The organism is Nonomuraea ceibae (genome assembly GCF_019396325.1).
GTDB lineage: Bacteria > Actinomycetota > Actinomycetes > Streptosporangiales > Streptosporangiaceae > Nonomuraea > Nonomuraea ceibae.
In genome coordinates, this window is sequence record NZ_JAHKRO010000008.1 from 42282 (window position 1) to 56980 (window position 14699).

The 14699-nt window shown below is 63.2% G+C and carries 18 protein-coding genes and 1 tRNA gene; 4 read left to right on the plus strand and 15 right to left on the minus strand.

The window, feature by feature from the left end:
- Window positions 1-289: 289 nt before the first annotated feature.
- A tRNA-Val gene (locus KME80_RS07965) sits at window positions 290-364 on the plus strand.
- 65 nt (window positions 365-429) lie between these two features.
- Here the strand turns inward: KME80_RS07965 and KME80_RS07970 are convergent.
- The 14 genes from KME80_RS07970 to KME80_RS08035 form a co-directional block, all read right to left on the minus strand.
- Window positions 430-1644 carry a site-specific integrase gene (locus KME80_RS07970; RefSeq protein ID WP_219502058.1) on the minus strand — a complete coding sequence of 405 codons (1215 nt, stop codon included), beginning with the start codon at window positions 1642-1644 and terminating at the stop codon, window positions 430-432.
- The gene (locus KME80_RS07975) at window positions 1644-1859 is read right to left on the minus strand and encodes a helix-turn-helix domain-containing protein (protein WP_219502060.1); all 216 of its coding nucleotides are present in this window, start codon (window positions 1857-1859) and stop codon (window positions 1644-1646) included. Before KME80_RS07975 ends, KME80_RS07970 begins: the two co-directional genes overlap by 1 nt.
- A 31-nt stretch (window positions 1860-1890) precedes the next feature.
- Window positions 1891-3516 (minus strand): replication initiator, encoded by a 1626-nt coding sequence (locus KME80_RS07980; protein WP_219502061.1) that lies wholly within the window; start codon window positions 3514-3516, stop codon window positions 1891-1893.
- 3 nt (window positions 3517-3519) lie between these two features.
- A complete protein-coding gene (locus KME80_RS07985) occupies window positions 3520-4077 on the minus strand; it encodes a hypothetical protein (protein WP_219502063.1) in 558 nt (185 codons plus the stop codon).
- A 22-nt stretch (window positions 4078-4099) separates the two neighbouring features.
- A complete protein-coding gene (locus KME80_RS07990; RefSeq protein WP_219502065.1) occupies window positions 4100-4585 on the minus strand; it encodes a GIY-YIG nuclease family protein in 486 nt (161 codons plus the stop codon).
- Entirely contained in the window at window positions 4582-4839 is a 258-nt protein-coding gene (locus tag KME80_RS07995) for a hypothetical protein (RefSeq protein ID WP_219502068.1), read from the minus strand. The genes KME80_RS07990 and KME80_RS07995 overlap by 4 nt, the downstream gene beginning before the upstream one ends.
- Entirely contained in the window at window positions 4836-5177 is a 342-nt protein-coding gene (locus tag KME80_RS08000) for an RRQRL motif-containing zinc-binding protein (protein WP_219502075.1), read from the minus strand. The genes KME80_RS07995 and KME80_RS08000 overlap by 4 nt, the downstream gene beginning before the upstream one ends.
- Window positions 5178-5276: 99 nt before the next feature.
- Window positions 5277-5645: a hypothetical protein gene (locus tag KME80_RS08005; RefSeq protein WP_219502076.1), complete on the minus strand. Its 369-nt coding sequence runs from the start codon at window positions 5643-5645 to the stop codon at window positions 5277-5279.
- Complete coding sequence (locus tag KME80_RS08010; protein WP_219502077.1) at window positions 5642-5848, minus strand: hypothetical protein; 207 nt, start codon at window positions 5846-5848, stop codon at window positions 5642-5644. The genes KME80_RS08005 and KME80_RS08010 overlap by 4 nt, the downstream gene beginning before the upstream one ends.
- Window positions 5838-6041 carry a hypothetical protein gene (locus KME80_RS08015; RefSeq protein ID WP_219502078.1) on the minus strand — a complete coding sequence of 68 codons (204 nt, stop codon included), beginning with the start codon at window positions 6039-6041 and terminating at the stop codon, window positions 5838-5840. The genes KME80_RS08010 and KME80_RS08015 overlap by 11 nt, the downstream gene beginning before the upstream one ends.
- A gap of 12 nt (window positions 6042-6053) precedes the next feature.
- Entirely contained in the window at window positions 6054-6914 is an 861-nt protein-coding gene (locus KME80_RS08020; protein WP_219502079.1) for an FtsK/SpoIIIE domain-containing protein, read from the minus strand.
- Window positions 6915-7004: 90 nt separating this feature from the next.
- Window positions 7005-8060 carry an ABC transporter permease gene (locus tag KME80_RS08025; protein ID WP_219502080.1) on the minus strand — a complete coding sequence of 352 codons (1056 nt, stop codon included), beginning with the start codon at window positions 8058-8060 and terminating at the stop codon, window positions 7005-7007.
- Complete coding sequence (locus KME80_RS08030; protein ID WP_219502081.1) at window positions 8036-8224, minus strand: hypothetical protein; 189 nt, start codon at window positions 8222-8224, stop codon at window positions 8036-8038. Before KME80_RS08030 ends, KME80_RS08025 begins: the two co-directional genes overlap by 25 nt.
- Before the next feature lie 131 nt (window positions 8225-8355).
- Window positions 8356-8673, minus strand: coding sequence for a hypothetical protein (locus KME80_RS08035; RefSeq protein ID WP_219502082.1), 318 nt, complete (start codon window positions 8671-8673; stop codon window positions 8356-8358).
- A gap of 161 nt (window positions 8674-8834) precedes the next feature.
- On the opposite strand from KME80_RS08035, the gene KME80_RS08040 reads away from it, so the two are divergent.
- The 3 genes from KME80_RS08040 (at window position 8835) to KME80_RS08050 (ending at window position 12069) form a co-directional block, all read left to right on the plus strand.
- A complete protein-coding gene (locus KME80_RS08040) occupies window positions 8835-9950 on the plus strand; it encodes a helix-turn-helix transcriptional regulator (RefSeq protein ID WP_219502083.1) in 1116 nt (371 codons plus the stop codon).
- Window positions 9951-10080: 130 nt separating this feature from the next.
- Window positions 10081-10743: a 2'-5' RNA ligase family protein gene (locus KME80_RS08045; protein WP_219502084.1), complete on the plus strand. Its 663-nt coding sequence runs from the start codon at window positions 10081-10083 to the stop codon at window positions 10741-10743.
- Between the two features lie 591 nt (window positions 10744-11334).
- Window positions 11335-12069 (plus strand): hypothetical protein, encoded by a 735-nt coding sequence (locus tag KME80_RS08050; protein ID WP_219502085.1) that lies wholly within the window; start codon window positions 11335-11337, stop codon window positions 12067-12069.
- A 2072-nt stretch (window positions 12070-14141) separates the two neighbouring features.
- On the opposite strand, the gene KME80_RS08055 is transcribed toward KME80_RS08050, so the two are convergent.
- Window positions 14142-14606 carry a hypothetical protein gene (locus KME80_RS08055; RefSeq protein WP_219502086.1) on the minus strand — a complete coding sequence of 155 codons (465 nt, stop codon included), beginning with the start codon at window positions 14604-14606 and terminating at the stop codon, window positions 14142-14144.
- Window positions 14607-14699: the final 93 nt, after the last annotated feature.

Here is a 14699-nt window from a genome sequence, read left to right on the forward strand (position 1 = left end):
CATCTACCTGGCTAAACGGCATCAATCGGGTCGTATTTGCGAGGGTTTTGCGTGTTGTGGGGCCAGTCCCGGCGAGCGCACCAAGAACGTTCCTGAGATGGATCACGGTCCGCGTCTACCCGGGACACGACGATGGTATGCCACCCGGCCCTCCCGCTGATGGGCAACCGCCGCCTTTCACCCGAATCCCGCCCGGCCGCCTCCCGCCCCCGCCGGGCAACCGTTTCGCCAGGGGGTCGGGAGTGCGGTATGGTTTTCCCCGTCGGCACCGCGAGGAGCCGCACAGGGCGGGCGATTAGCTCAGCGGGAGAGCGCTTCGTTCACACCGAAGAGGTCACTGGTTCGATCCCAGTATCGCCCACCAGCTCAGAGGCCGGTTCCAGTCTTGGAACCGGCCTTTTTGATCTTCCGAGTGACAAACTGAGTGACTTACGTCTCCTCGGGCGCCTGGTCCTCCGCCGCAGGGAAGATGCGATCCATAAGCGCAGCCCCTTCCTGCATCACGGGACGGATCTGCTGGCGGTACACCTTCTCCGTCACCGCCGAGCCTCCCGCGTGACCGATCAGCCGAGCGATCTGCTCGATGGGCACACCGTCAGCGGAGAGCAGGGAGACGAAGCTGTGCCGCAGTTCGCGCGGAGTCCACTCCTGGGCGGCCAGGCCCGCCCGCTCGATCACGCGCCGAACCTCTCGCCGGACATTGGCGGCACTGAGGTCGGTTCCTGTCCGGGTGGCGAACACGAGATCGTTGTCCTGCCACCGGTCGCCGGCCTTTTCGCGTTGGCGGCCCTGGTGCTCCCAAAGATCCCGCAACGCGGTGACGCAACGCTGCGGGAGTTTCAGCGTGCGGCGTGACCGGGCGGTCTTGGTGTCCCCGCCCACTCGGACGGATCTCCACACATGGATGCCGAACTCGTCGTGATCCCAACCGGCGTGCTTGATGGGCGTCGAGGTTCCGGCGTCTTCGTCGAGGGCTACGACGTACGTCCAGTGCAAGGCGCGAACTTCCTCGGTGCGAAGTCCGACGAGCAGGGAGACGAGAACGTAGGCCCGGAGCCAAGGCTTGGCCGTCTCGCTCGCCTCCAGCACTGCTGCCGCCTGCTCCATGGTCAGTGCCTTGGAGGGACGTCCGGACTTTCCCGTGGGCAGCTCGCACAAGAGCACGACGTTCCGCTTGACCTTGTCGCGTGCTTGAGCCCGGTTGATCGATCTCTTGAGAATCGAACGCAGCTCCTGCAAGGTGCGAGTGCTCACCTGCCGGGCCTTGCGTGCCAGCCAGCGATCGACATCATCGGCGGTGAGCTGGCGGACCTTGCAGGCCCCGAGGTCAGGAACGATGTGCTTCTCGGCAAGCGTCCGCTTCGTCATGATCGTGGAGGCCGCACGGCCGGACAGACCGAACTCCAGCCAATTACGTACGACATCCGCAACGGTGTCCTGGCCCGGGGCGAGACTCAGCCCGTCATCGAGGTCTCGGATGATGTCCTTGAGCCTGGCTTTGGCTTCGGTCTTGGTTCGACCGGCGGCTTTGCGGGTGATGCGTCGCCCCGAGGGGCTGTAACCGATGGTCACTTCGGCGATCCATCGTTGGCGGGATTCGCTCCAGTACAGGCCACCGTCGCCGTGGGCGCGTTGCTTGGGCATCAGGCGACCTGCGATTCCTGTTCCAGGAGCTGGACGTACTCGGCGATGGCGGCGGCCGGGATGCGTCGGGCGCGTCCGGCTTTGACGGTGCGCAGGCGTCCGGCGCGGATCTCTTGGTAGAGGTAGCGCCGGGACAGGCGCAGGACGATGACGGTTTCGTCGACGTCGTAGAGCGCTTGGCCCGGGTAGCGGACGACCTTACCGTTCGTGGGCATGGTGGTACTCCGTTCGCGGTCTGAGGGTTGGTCAGGCGGCGAGCGGTGTGGACGAACTGCATGCCTGTTGGTGGGCGAGTTCTTCGTGTCCTGCTCGGGTGCGTTCGCGGGCTTGGGCCGCTGCCGTGTTGGCGAGGAGTTGGTCACCGGTGGTGTGCCAGCCGGTGCCTGCGTAGGTGAGGAATCCGATGACGAGGGTGGTTTCCTCGGTTTTGGTGTCAAGGGTTGCTTGACGCTGAAATGGCGCGGGTTGGGGGTGTCCCTCTGCCCTTGGGTGGGTGGTGTTGAGGGCGTGTGCGCGTCTGTAGGCGGCTCGTTCTTGGCGGATGGAGCCGAAGGTGATCGAGTAGCGGCGGGCTTTGGTGAGGAAGTGTCCGCCGAAGCCGAGCATGTGGGCCCACCTGCGGAGCCCTCTCCATTCTGGGGTGTGGCCGAGGTTCCAGGCGGCGGCGATGAGGCGTTCGGGGTGGGTACCGGTGGGGTTGGCGTACAGGTCGATGGTGTCGGGGGTGAGCCTGCGGGAGGTGTGGCCGGTGGCTTCGGTGCCTTTGGTGGAGTACTTGGCCAGGTAGGCGGCGACGGCTTGGTCGTCGAGGGCGTCACCGGAGGCTGACAGGGTGATGGGCCGGATCTCGTGCTGGCTGCCCCAGGCGATGCGCCAGCCGCCGGGCTGATCAGGGTGTGGATCGGTGGTGTAGGCGATGGTGGTGGCGGCCAGGGTTACAGCGGCGATGATGTCGTCAGTGGTGATGCCGTCTGGGGGCGAGGTGATGGTGTCGGGCTGGCCGGGGTCGATGCCGTCGAGGCGGAGCAGGATGTGAAAGTGGACTGCGCCGCGTGCTTGGTATTCGGCGGCTTTGCCGTGGGATAGCCGGACGCGTGGCAGGCCGCGTTGCCGGGCGAGCTGGTTGAGGTGTCGTTCGGCGTGTTGCTTGGTGCGGCGCCAGAGTTCTCCGGCGTGGTGGTTCCACACGACGTGGTGGTTGTGGTCGTAGCAGTCGGCGCACAACGGCCGGCCGAGCTGTTCATCACTCAGGGTGTGGCGTTGCCAGCAGACCAGCGGCCTGCCGTGCGGGCAGGTGGGTGTGTCGCGGCGAGCATGGCAGGGGGCCGGGCGGCAGGCGCAGCGGGTTTTGTCTCGGCAGGTGCAGCGGTGGACGTTGCGGGTGTGGACGGGGCCAAACGAAGGGGCGGTGAGGGTTGCGAAGACGGCCGGATGGGTCCGGACCGTCTCGGGAATGCTCTTGCCGCCGACAAGCCCAGCCCGGACAAGGTGATAGGCGTCGTGCTGGTAGGTGGTGGCGCAGGCCGGGCAGACGGTGTGGCGGCGGTTGCCACACGCCTTGTAGATCACGCCGTCCGGCAGAGTCAAGGTGTGCCGGGCGTGAAGGATTTCGCCGGTACGGGTGTCGACGGTGGCCAGGTTGCCCTGCAGCCGCACGGGCTGGGTGCAAGCCGCGGCTGATTCGACATGGTGAAGCCAGGAAGCGTAGTCGGGGCGTGCGGCGCGTTCCAGTGCGGTGCGGATGTGCTGGCTGGTTTCGTGCGCGAAGGGGCTGGACAGCGGAGGTTCGGTGTTCGCCCCCACGCCCGGGGCCGGAGAAGTGGTCCCGGGGGTGAGAGCCAGCGCCGAAGCGGTGTCGAGCTGGAGTTGCATGGGTCAGTGCTGTCCTTCCAGGGCGGGGGTGGGCAGGTGCAAGACCGGCAGGGCCGGGGGCCGCTCCTGGGCAGTGCGGTCGGTGTGCGCGTGGTCCTGGCGCTCGTGGCCAAGGGGCGCGTCCGCAGGTTCAGGCAGGGTTTCCGGTGTGATTTCTGAGCCAAGCTCCGGCACGATGACTGGCTCGGATGCCGCCGGTTGGGCGGTAGGGGTGCGTGAGAGCACGAGTTTGGTAAGAGCCAGGAAGGCCAGAGCGGGGACGGCGGCGATCAGCCAGCCGGTGGGGTGGGGTTTGGCGACGGCGATCTGGGCCGCGATGGACAGACCGGCGGAGGCGATGAGGACGATCATCGGGTAGACGATCGATTGCCCGTTGCGCTTGCGGCGGCGGACCTCCAGGCCGGAGGCGGTGGGGGTGAGTTCGGAGATGACGGCGTTGGCCCAGCCGAACCATTCGCCGGTGCCGCCGGGGCTGTTGGCCATGGTCCAGTCGTGGACGTGGGTGAAGGAGGCTGCTCCGGCCATGAGGCCGACGAGGAGCAGGATGACGAGCTGGGCCACGGATTCGATGCGTTCGGTTCGGTTACCGGGCGAGGACATGGTGTTCCTCCTGGGCATCGCGTCGTTGCGGGAGGACAGGTTCGTGGCAGTCGGTGCAAGTAATCGAGGCGGTGGCAAGCAACGGGGCTGCGATGTGGGTGATGCGGTCGCATGCGCAGATGGCCGGCACCAGGTGGATCGCGTACGGCGTGATGGCCTCCGCTGCGATGCGTTCGGGTTCGGGCTGGTTCCAGCCGGTGACGCGGGGTGTGACGCCGCACAGGGGACAGGAGCGCGAGGCTCCGCCCCGATTCTTGAGGGAGCGTTCGAGGTTGCGTCCGCCGGTCCAGGTGCGGGCGAGGACGAAGTCGATGCCTGCGGTGGTGATGACCTTCATAAGGTGGGCGCCGGTGCCGTTGCGGTGCTGGCGCAGGCGGCGATTGACGTCGCCGGGAGTCCAGCCGATGTAGTGACGGGCGTGCTTGTAAGGCCGGTCGAAGTGCAGGAGGTAGACGGTTCCGGCGCTCATTCGTGCTCACCGCCCCAGCGCTGTTGAGCGGCCTGACGCGTGATGCCCAGCGGGCGGGCGATGTCGGCCCAGGAGTAGCCATAGTTGGCGCGCAGCTCGGTGACGGCCTGGGCGATGGCGTGGTCGAGTTCGGCGACGACACCAGCGAGGTCGGCGAGGGCTTCGATGTCGCCTTCGGCGATGCGCTTGCTGTAGGCGCGGATGATCCGCTTGAGGAACGCGGCGTAGTCGGGGGTTTCGATGGAGCGGCTCATGAGGCGCTCCGCTTGGCCAGACGCGCACGCGTGGCCTTGTCGAGAGCGGCCAACTGCTTGCCGGTGGGCTTGCGCTTGGGCAGCGCGCGAGTGACGTCGTAGAGGTAGGCAACCCGGCCACCCTTGCGCCACAGGATCTGAGCGACGGGGGTTTGTCCGCCGGGACGCAGGCCAAGCGCGGTGAGCTGGCGTCGGGTCTTCAGGTGCGTGGGAGCCCACTTCCAGGGATAGGTGTGCAGGCCGTGCTGGCTGCCGGTGGGGTCGTAGAAGACGACCCTGGTGCCCGGGGTGGCGTTGAGCCGTTCGAGCTGCGGTATCCGCGCAGCCGCAGCGGGCATAGAGTGCATGACAGTTCTGCTCCTTTGCTTGGTAGCGGGAGTGAGCTGAAAGCGGGGGCCGGAAGTCTTTGGCGAGAGGTCCGGCCCTCGCGCATGTGTTCAGTCGGTGCCGTGAGGCAGGACGATGGGGTCGCCACAGCAGGCGCAGTGCCAGCCGTCGGTGATCAGATACGTGGTGCGGCACTCTCCGTCACACAGGACGAGGTCAGCGATGCCGTTGCTATCGGTGCCGAAGATGAGCCAGGGGGACTGGCAGACCGGGCAGACCAACGCCCAGGAGATGAGGCACATGGCCAGCGTCTCGGCGCAGGACGGGCAGTAGCAGCGCCCGTTCTCCCGGTGGCCGATGACCCAACCGGCCGGGGTAGCCTCCAGCAGGGAGACCGTGTTGGGGCAGCGGTTGTCACACTGGGCGATCCAGTTGCGCAGGTCGGGGCTGCCGTTGGGGTGGTATGCCTTGTGGATCACAGCGGCCTCCACTCGGGGTCGTCGTAGGCCGAGGCCGGCACCGTCATCGCGGTCGTTGCCGGGCTGTTGCCGAGGTCGTTCTTGAGCCAGAACATGGGCAGCCGCCAGGTGTAGGGGCGGCTGAGCTCGTCGTACCAGCGGGTGTGACCGATGATCTGCTGGCTTTCCAGCCAGGCCACGCCAGGGTTGGTGTCAGCGGGCATCGAGGTACACCTCCCCGCACCAGGTGCATTCCAGGGCGTTCTCGTGTCCCTGGTCGGTGGTGATGGTGACTTCGGTGAAGCTGCTGTTGCTGCATTCGATGCAGCACAGGGGCAGCGATTCCACGTTGAGGTCGCTGGGGGCTTCGTCGGGCCAGGGCACCTCTTCCAGGGCCGGGGCCGTGTTGTGGTGCATGGTGTTCTCCGTTCATGCGGCGAGAGGTACGGCGGCCTGGTCGCCGTTGCGGCGGGTCCAGGTGACGTAGTCGACGAGCTGATGGATTTGCCCGTCTGTGAGGTAGGCGGCTTTGACCAGATGCGGGATGCCGCCTTCGGCGATGAGGTAGAAGACGCCGGGGGTTTGCGGGCTGATGGCCTGGGCGTTGAATCCGGCAGAGGCCCAGCCGTGGCCGAGGATGATGTCGGAGCTGTTGGGGGTGGTGCAGCGGAAGGCTGCTCGGTAGCCGAACAGGTCGCGCAGCGAGGTGGGGATGATGTCCACGCTCGGGCGCTGAGTGGCGGCGATGACCGGCATGGCGCAGGCGCGGCCTCGTGCGACCAGGTCGCGGACGAGCGCGATGAACTCTTTCTGCTGCTCAGGAGTGCCGGTGGTGGCGGTGTAGTAGGCGAGTTCATCGATGAAGACGCCGATGACTTTGATGGCGTCGCCCGGCAGGAACTTGCGGCGCCCATGGGCGACCAGCCAGGAGTAGCGGCGATCCATCACCTTCTGCAGGCGGCGCAGGACCCGTAGGCCCTTGTCGATGTCGGGGCCGACGAAGACGCCGCCGGATGCTTCGGCGGCTTCCATCCACATCCCCAGCTCCACCCATTTGGGGTCGAGCAGCACGGGGGTGAAGTCGTGGCACAGGAACGCGTGCCCGACGAGGTTTTGAATCAGTACGGACTTGCCGCCGCCGGGCTCTCCGGCGTCCAGCAAGTTGTGATACACCAGGTCGAGGTAGGCCGGGTTGCCGAATTCATCGATCCCGATGAACACCGGGTCGAACATGGACATCGACGGCGCTACCGGAATCGTGGCCGCAAGGTCAGAAACAGCCGGGTGCATGGCAGCGTCACCTCTTACGTGTCAGATGAGATGTGAAGAGGTGCTACCGGGAGGAATGAAACGAGAAATCTCCCGGTAGCGGACGACGCCTCAGATCCAGTCGAGGTCGGGATCGTTCGTAGCCGTCTTGGCCGCAGGGCCCGTGACGGCCTGGGGTCGGCCGGCCTTTCGGGCCGGACGCTCGGCAGGGTCGGCGTCGTCGGTGTCCGGCACGTCAGCGAGATCGAGCTGAGCCGGAACGGTGGCCATCGGCCGGGTGACGGCCGGGACGCCGGTCGGAAGCTCCTCAGTGAGCGGAGAGCCGACCAGGCCGCCGAGGACATCACGGCGTTTGATGTCCAGGTAGATGGCGGCGGAGTTGGACGTGCGCGCCTTGGTCACGGTGACTGAGGCAGCCCAGCAGGCGACGGCGATACGGCCGAGCTGGGATTCGATCTGGTCCAGAGACAGGCCCGGACGCAGCCAGACCCAGACGCGTTCCCCGACCGGGATGGGCTTGGCGAAGCCGATGAACGGCAGGTGGCCATGCCGGTCGGCCGGGAGGAAGGTGGTGAAGCAGGTACGTAGCCGGTGCCGGACGATGAGGCACCACACCAGCGCGACCGCGTAGCGGCGCGACACGGGAACGAGACCGCATCCGGCGATGACGCTGGCATAGGCAGCGCCGGTGATGAGCGGGTTGGTCTGGCCTTGGAGGTACACCCAGCCGCCGATCAGCAGCACGAGCAGGGTGATCTCAGGCAGCCACCACCAGATGGCACGCAGCACGGGCCAGATGGCGATGACGGACGCGGCCAGGCCGCCGATGAGAGTGCCGGCCACCAGGCCGACCGGGACGGCGGCGAGGGGTGGCAGGTAGTAGGCGGAGATCACGGCGGCGAAAATGCCGACGACCGCCAGGACCACATAGAAGGTGATCTTCGCGGTGCGCAGGTAGCTGTACTGCACGTTGGCCTGAATGACCGTGACGGAATTACCGCGACGGCTCATGCTGCCTCTGTTGTGGTTGTGCGTCCCGAAGGTACGCTTGGACATGCTCTCCTCCTCGTGACGAGGGATTGGCGGAGTGCGGCGGGGCCGGATCTGGGCAGATTGGCGGCCCCGCTTTACTTCATCGACAGTTAGTCGTCGGTGGGTGTGTTCCACCAGCGACCGACGACGGTCTCTTCGCCGTGGTAGGAGGAAACGGTGATGTCACCGTTTTCCTTGATCCCTACTGCATAAGGGGCGACTTTCTGACTCCTGGCAACCTTTTTGATCAGGTCGTCTTTGGATGTCGCACTTTTTACGTTCTTCGCATTGCGCGCCATGATCAGATCCTTTGCGTGTGGTTGCGATCGATCGGGCTGGAACTGATCGTTCCGTAGGCGCAGGTGTGAACCTGCTGCATGCATTCACCGTGTAGCGCCGCTCTGCCGGTGACGCTGTTGAGTGATGCGATCTACTTGCTGGCCGGAACGCCAGCGGGCTTGATGTCAGCCGCGCGGAAGGCCACGCCGTTGCGACCGTTGGTCGCCCAAGGCAGTGCCTCCAGCTTGAACAGGGCGACCTGGGAACCAACGCTCACCGTGGGCCTTTCACCGGCCGTGGTGACGTTGATCATCTCGCCGCCCGTCTCGTCCAGCGCCATGACCTGCGTGACCCACATCGGTCGACCGGTCTCCCGCTCGGACTTCTGACGCCCGTTCTGGTCGGACTTCTCGACCGCTTCCTTCGTCACCATGAACGACTTGCCGGTGACGTCGATGAAGAGCTTCACAGAGCTCACCTCCGAATCGAGGGCCGCACCCCTGTGATGCGAATTCCCTGGTGACTCCATGAAAGCGTCGGAAGCTGCGAATTTAGAGGTCCTGCCTGTGGTCTCTCAAACTGAGATGTAGTCTCGTTTGTAGTCCCGTCCATTCCACTGGAGGTGGCCAGGTGAAACGCACAGGTTTCGGCGAACCCTTGCAGCGCTACCGCCGAGAGCACGGGCTAACTCAGCAGGAAGTAGCTGATCGCCTCGCGGAACTGGCGTGGACACACAAGAAGATCCGCGTAGGCGTAGATCGCCAAATGGTGTCTAAGTGGGAGCGAGAGCAGAAGGCCCCTGATGCTGAATACAGAGAGCTGTTCTGTCTTCTCTACGGGGCAACGGAGAGCCAGCTCGGGTTTCGGCAGTCCAGCGCCACCCTAGATGTCGCCTCTGGCACACTGCTATCTCCGGAGCTCGAATCGCCACTCGATATCGCGGAACGCATCCAGGCGCTCACATACACGCAGACTAGTGCCGAAGCCTTAGATCACGTCGACCATCTAATCGGTCTCTTCGTGGAAGAGTACGAGAGCGCGGGGCCGGCGGTGTTGGCACCAAGGGTGCTGCGTCAGCGCCATCTGGTCAGTGGACTTCTTGACGGCCGGACACTTCCTCGTCAGCGCGACCGCCTGCTGACTCAGGCAGCCAAGCTGTCCGGGATGCTCGGCTATATGGCCGTCAACCTGGGCAAGTTTCGTCTTGCTGATGCCTACTGTGATGAAGCGTTCCAGCTCAGCGATCTGATCGGGGACCTCGATGCACAAGCTTGGGTTCGAGGCACACAGAGCTTCTGCGCGTATTACGCGGGCGACTATCGAAAGGCGGCAGACCTCGCCATCGATGGCCAGAGATACGCACGCGGAGGTCCGCATGCAGTCAGATTGGCGAGCAATGGCGAAGCTCGGGCTCTTGGAAAGCTCGGCGATGCGCGGGGGGTGAATGACGCCATCAGGCGAGCCTACGATCTGTCTGCGAAGTACGACACTCCTCCTGGAGTGTCCTCCTGCATCTCTTTTGGGATCTATAGCCAGGCTCGTACCGCTTCGAACGCCGTTACGGCTTATGTCTCACTACAACAGCCTGATCGCGTCCAGGAGTACGCTGACCACGTGATGCCTGTCTCGAAGCGTCCGAATCGTGCTGGAGCCAATCGTTGCTACGTCTCGACATCGCAGCCGCGCTGCTCGCAGCGCACAGGCCGGAGCCCGAGCGAGCGGCACTTCTCACTGTCGAAGCGCTGACCATCTCAGCAGACCGACCCATCACCTCCGTCCTCACCCGCAGCCGTGAGCTCCTCACAGCTGCGAAGCCGTGGGCCTCCTTGCCCGAGGTTCGCGAAGTGGCCGAGACGTTGCGCGCGGCGGAACAGCGATGACCGAGACACGTGAACTGTCTCCTCAGGATGAGGACTGGCGACGGTTCAGCTCCCTCAGCATCATGAAGAACCACTGGGAGAACCCGCGCTGGACAGCAGGTCGTGAGGCGTACTACTGGTATCTGTGCCTTGACTCCCCGAAGCTTCGGGAGGTCACGGAATACTGCCAGCGTCGCCTGCCACATCGGTTCCTTGACCCCGTGCCGTTGGATGCTCTCCATCTGACCTTGCCCAAGCTCGGATGGGTCGACCAGATTTCCAGAGATGATCTGAGCGCTATAGCCGACGTTGCACGTTCATCATGTGCAAGCCTCCAACCCTTCAACATGACCATCGGCCCCATCTCGGGCTCACCCGGTGCCGTTCGGTTCAGTGTTGATCCTTGGAGAACTGTGGTTGCCCTTCGTGAGCAGCTGCTCGCGGCCGTTGAGTCCGTTCGAGGAGCTCAGCGGGACCAGGAGTTTCGGCCCCATGTCGGGATCGCCTATTGCAATGATGAGGTGGAAGCCGAACCACTTATCGAAGCCGTTGCACCATTGCGAGAACTACCCACAGTCGAAATCGGAGTCTCCAAGGTTGAGCTTGTCCGACTGCGCCGTGAAGGCCGTACGTACCGGTGGTCAGTCGTAGAGACGGTAAGCCTCGGCTTCAGCCGATGAATCCCCGTGTGCAAACTTTCTTCTCAAACTTAAAGCGGCCCTGACCGGGCCGCACGCGCCGCCGACGCGACGCGGGCCGGGCACTCCACTTGAGCTCCATGCCCGACCCGCAAAACGCCGGTCGGCTGGCGCGGACGAGGACAGGGCCGCTTTGAGGAGGCGCAGGGTTCCGCTCACGGGGCCGAGCTGGTCAGCGCAAGCGAAGGTAGCCACGGTGCTCGCCTTACTGCCTGCCTCCGGCGGGGGCGCTCCAGCTCCGGGATGGCGTCGCACGCACCTGCCGGTAGTGGGTTTGCTGGGGTGGAAGTCCATCCCGTCTGCCATCGACCCCAGGCAAGCCCAGCAGACCGCCTTCTCCGCCGCAAGCCCGGCCGTGACCGTTGGGCGTCGCATGACCGTGGAAGGCGCCCAGGCGCAGGGACACGTCAAGCCGGGCTTGCACCTCCGTCGCCGGCCCGCTGCCGCTCCGCGGTGGGTCGACGGCGGACGGGATGGACGGTCTGGGTGAGCTTTGCCGATGAATCGCCCAAGCGACCACGTGTGTCTGGCCTACTATGCATGCAGCCCATTGCTCCACACCCTGGAGAGATCATGAACATAAGCCTCGCAACGAGCCTTATTGCTGCCGGTTCTGCTATGGCAGGAATTCTAATCAAAATTCTTTACGACGGCATCATCGAAAAAATCAAGTACGCGAAAGAACGGAACGCCAAATTTCTGGATGAACGAAAAGCTCTCTACGATAAATTCCTTCAACTGCATCGCGATGTTTATGCGTATCAGGAAAAGCTCCACGATATAGGCTTATTAGCACGAGCAGGGAAAATAGTAAAGCCTGAGGTTATAGCCAATTTCCCGGACTCTCCCATGCATGACTTTACGTCATGTTTGCAAGAGGTTCGTCGAATGGCGCACAGCATAGAAATAATCAAAAGCGCCGAGCAGATGGTTGCTCTGCGAGGTGATGCAGCAACTGCACTTAAGATCTTCCTGGCAGACGATAGCGAAATGTACGGCCTCCCGTATTTTCTTGCGAATAGGTTGGGTGAAGACCAGGAGCTTGAGTTTGTAGCAGCGTATCGGAAAGAGTTGGGGATCGGCCCGCCAAAAGGTGCACCGAAAAACTATCCTGTGCCATCACGCCCATGGCCAATCGATAAAGCGCAGGCACACTTCAAGTCCTTCTTGAGGCATACGCCTAAAGCGCACATCAAAGATTCTGATTATAAAGAAGGCGTCTCTAAGAAACTCACGAAGGAAGATGTTCGTCTTCTTGAAAGTCCGCGTTTCAAAGAGCTGATCAAAAACGACGAGCCATCGACTTAGTGGTCGCCATGATCGAGCGGTGGGATCAAGACAAGCAGGAAATCAAGAGAGTGAGTGACAAACTGAGTGACATCAGGGACGCTCACTGCAGCGCGACCACGCACAGGGATGCACGCCGAATGTAGACCTAAGCAGCGAAAACGCCACGTCCAATGATCGAATGGCTACTCTTGCAAGTGAGTGGTCGCGGGAGCCTGATGAGAGTGCAGGCCAACACTGACCGATCTCTTCGGTAGAGGGTCTTGTTGCGTCTCTGTTCCGCCACAGCCCAAGAAGCGCCGGAAGCTGCTGACAACTGTTGAGAGGTACTTCCCCAGCTCAGAGCCGAGATCGCGAAGCAACCCAAGGTCAGCGAAGCGCCTAGAACAAAACTCGGCCTACAGGCCAGATGAGTCCTGTAGAAGGCAATTAATTACCTATGCCTTCCCTCTGGAGAAGGGCCAACCTGTGCCACCTCTTCTATGGAGGGCAGGTTGTCCGTTTCGGCAGCTCTGACTAGGCGACGTACCTTCTCTACCTGCTCTAGATACTTCTTGATTTGTTCCTCCTCTGTCGCCCCAAATACCTCCGGTCGATCTAGCATGCGGCGATAAAGGTCATAGAAATCTGATTCGCCATTCCGGAAGGCTTTATAGTGTGCTTCTACGCGGAATGATCGGCTTAGTCCGAGGGTTAGAGCTGCGTGTGCCGCAACGACGGTCATGAGATTTTTGGACCAAGGGTCGGCGGTAATAGCTTGTGCCAGTATCGGCAAACTGATGGTTGATATTCCAATCCACGTAAGCGACTACATGTGGAACCGCTTATATCGTTCGGCTTGTGTTTTCCAGAACATCAGCGTTCCCTGGATGCGCTGAAAGTTCTGGTTTAGTCGCTCCCTGCCCGCATCGCTGAAATGACTGGCAGTATCGAAAGATGGTCCACCTGGATTTAGGTTAACCATCTTGAATAGAAGTCGAACGGCTGGATAAAGCGAAACAATTGCTGCCACAAGGTATGCAAGTAGAGCTATGGCCCAACCGTTGATGTTGACCTCCGAGCAGTGACAAGCCTGACGCCTGGTGGGCTCCATCCTTCCGATCCAAACGGTCAGTGACAAACTGAGTGACACCCATCGTGCTACCGCGCGCCCACCAGCACATAAGTATGCACGCCATCAACCGCTTGACCTGGGTAAACGCCGGGTCCTATGTCTGTCGTCATTACTTCACACGAAACGATCAGTGGACACGCTGGCCCATGGGCGTGATTAACTGGGACTCCGGAGGGGAGCCACCCCAGGTGAACCAACCTGAACAGGGTTGGACTGGATCGGCCGGGCCGACATGCTGTTGCGATCCGTGGGGACTGATCGATACCACATGATCCTGGTTCGAGTCCCATCGCGGGAGCAGGTGACAAACTGAGTGACATCGAAGGTGCTTCGCAGAGGTCGATCATGCACAGCAGTGCACGCGCATATGGGACTGAGCAGCCAAAACACCAAGTCAGATGATCCGCATGTCTGCTTCACACCGAAGAGGTCACTGGTTCGATCCCAGTATCGCCCACCAGCTCAGAGGCCGGTTCCAGTCTTGGAACCGGCCTTTTGATCTTCCGAGTGACCTGCGACTGCTCATCGAGGCTGGGAAGACACGGTCAATGAGCGCGGCCCTATCCGCACCACGGGGCGAACCTGCTGGCGGTAGACCTTCTCCGCTCCTGGGCGGCCACGTACGCCGCCCTTGTCCTTCCAGTGATCCCGCAACGCGTGATCGTGCGGTGCGAAGCCCGGCGGGCAGCGACGCCAGACCGTAAGAGGCGCTGTGGGAGCACAAGGAACACTGGTTCGGCATCACCGGCACCAAGACCGCCCGCGTCGCGCTGGTCTTCAAGGACGGCACGTCGGTGAGCGCCGGCGCCCCGACCCGTGGAAGATCGGCGGCTTCTGGATGTTCGCCGGGACGCAGGAGCGTACCGGCGACCTGTACGCAGAAGGCTTCAAGATCGGCAGCTACGGCAAGGACGGCACGGGAGCTCTGGCGCGAGGATCACGACCCTTAGGCCGGTCCCGGGAGCGATCCCGTCCTGGGTCACCGCAGCCGTCGCCTCTTGTCATGCCTCCGCTGAGCAGCAGGCGGGGTTCGCGCAGAGGGTGAGGGAGGAGCGCCGAGCACGCCGTCGAGGAAGAGCGTGACCCACCACCAGCGCATACCGCAGTCGTTCACCTCGGTGGCGAGCTCTCTGCCGCATGCCTCGCACGCCAGGTTGGGCCCGTCGTCCGGCCCCCAGCCGCAGCATCCGCCCGCGGGGGGATCCGGAGAGGGAGTCAACGCGATGATGTCCGCCGCGTTCACCACGACCGACCTGCCTGGCCCGTCGGACACGAACTCGCGGCCGTGCCCCGCGATCGCGATGTACGGCTTCCATCCGACCGGCCGCGGATTGACCGCGAACCTGCCTCGCGGGATCAGCTGCGGCTTCTCGTCAGCCAGGCCGAGCTCACGACCGGGCTGGAGATCAGCGGGGTAGCCGACCTCCTCCAGGTCCAACGTCACAGCCGTACCGCACGTGGCGCAGGTGAACATGGCCATTGTCATGAATGTAGCCGAATCCCGGGATCTTGGTGAAGCTGAGGCGCACAGTTCACT

Coding starts and splice junctions, on each gene's coding strand:
- KME80_RS08030 (WP_219502081.1), bottom strand. CDS start 8,224: ATGGCGCGCAATGCGAAGAACGTAAAAAGTGCGACATCCAAAGACGAC.
- KME80_RS07980 (WP_219502061.1), bottom strand. CDS start 3,516: ATGCAACTCCAGCTCGACACCGCTTCGGCGCTGGCTCTCACCCCCGGG.
- KME80_RS07970 (WP_219502058.1), bottom strand. CDS start 1,644: ATGCCCAAGCAACGCGCCCACGGCGACGGTGGCCTGTACTGGAGCGAA.
- KME80_RS08000 (WP_219502075.1), bottom strand. CDS start 5,177: ATGCCCGCTGCGGCTGCGCGGATACCGCAGCTCGAACGGCTCAACGCC.
- KME80_RS07995 (WP_219502068.1), bottom strand. CDS start 4,839: ATGAGCCGCTCCATCGAAACCCCCGACTACGCCGCGTTCCTCAAGCGG.
- KME80_RS08010 (WP_219502077.1), bottom strand. CDS start 5,848: ATGCCCGCTGACACCAACCCTGGCGTGGCCTGGCTGGAAAGCCAGCAG.
- KME80_RS07990 (WP_219502065.1), bottom strand. CDS start 4,585: ATGAGCGCCGGAACCGTCTACCTCCTGCACTTCGACCGGCCTTACAAG.
- KME80_RS08015 (WP_219502078.1), bottom strand. CDS start 6,041: ATGCACCACAACACGGCCCCGGCCCTGGAAGAGGTGCCCTGGCCCGAC.
- KME80_RS08050 (WP_219502085.1), top strand. CDS start 11,335: ATGAACATAAGCCTCGCAACGAGCCTTATTGCTGCCGGTTCTGCTATG.
- KME80_RS08020 (WP_219502079.1), bottom strand. CDS start 6,914: ATGCACCCGGCTGTTTCTGACCTTGCGGCCACGATTCCGGTAGCGCCG.
- KME80_RS08045 (WP_219502084.1), top strand. CDS start 10,081: ATGACCGAGACACGTGAACTGTCTCCTCAGGATGAGGACTGGCGACGG.
- KME80_RS07975 (WP_219502060.1), bottom strand. CDS start 1,859: ATGCCCACGAACGGTAAGGTCGTCCGCTACCCGGGCCAAGCGCTCTAC.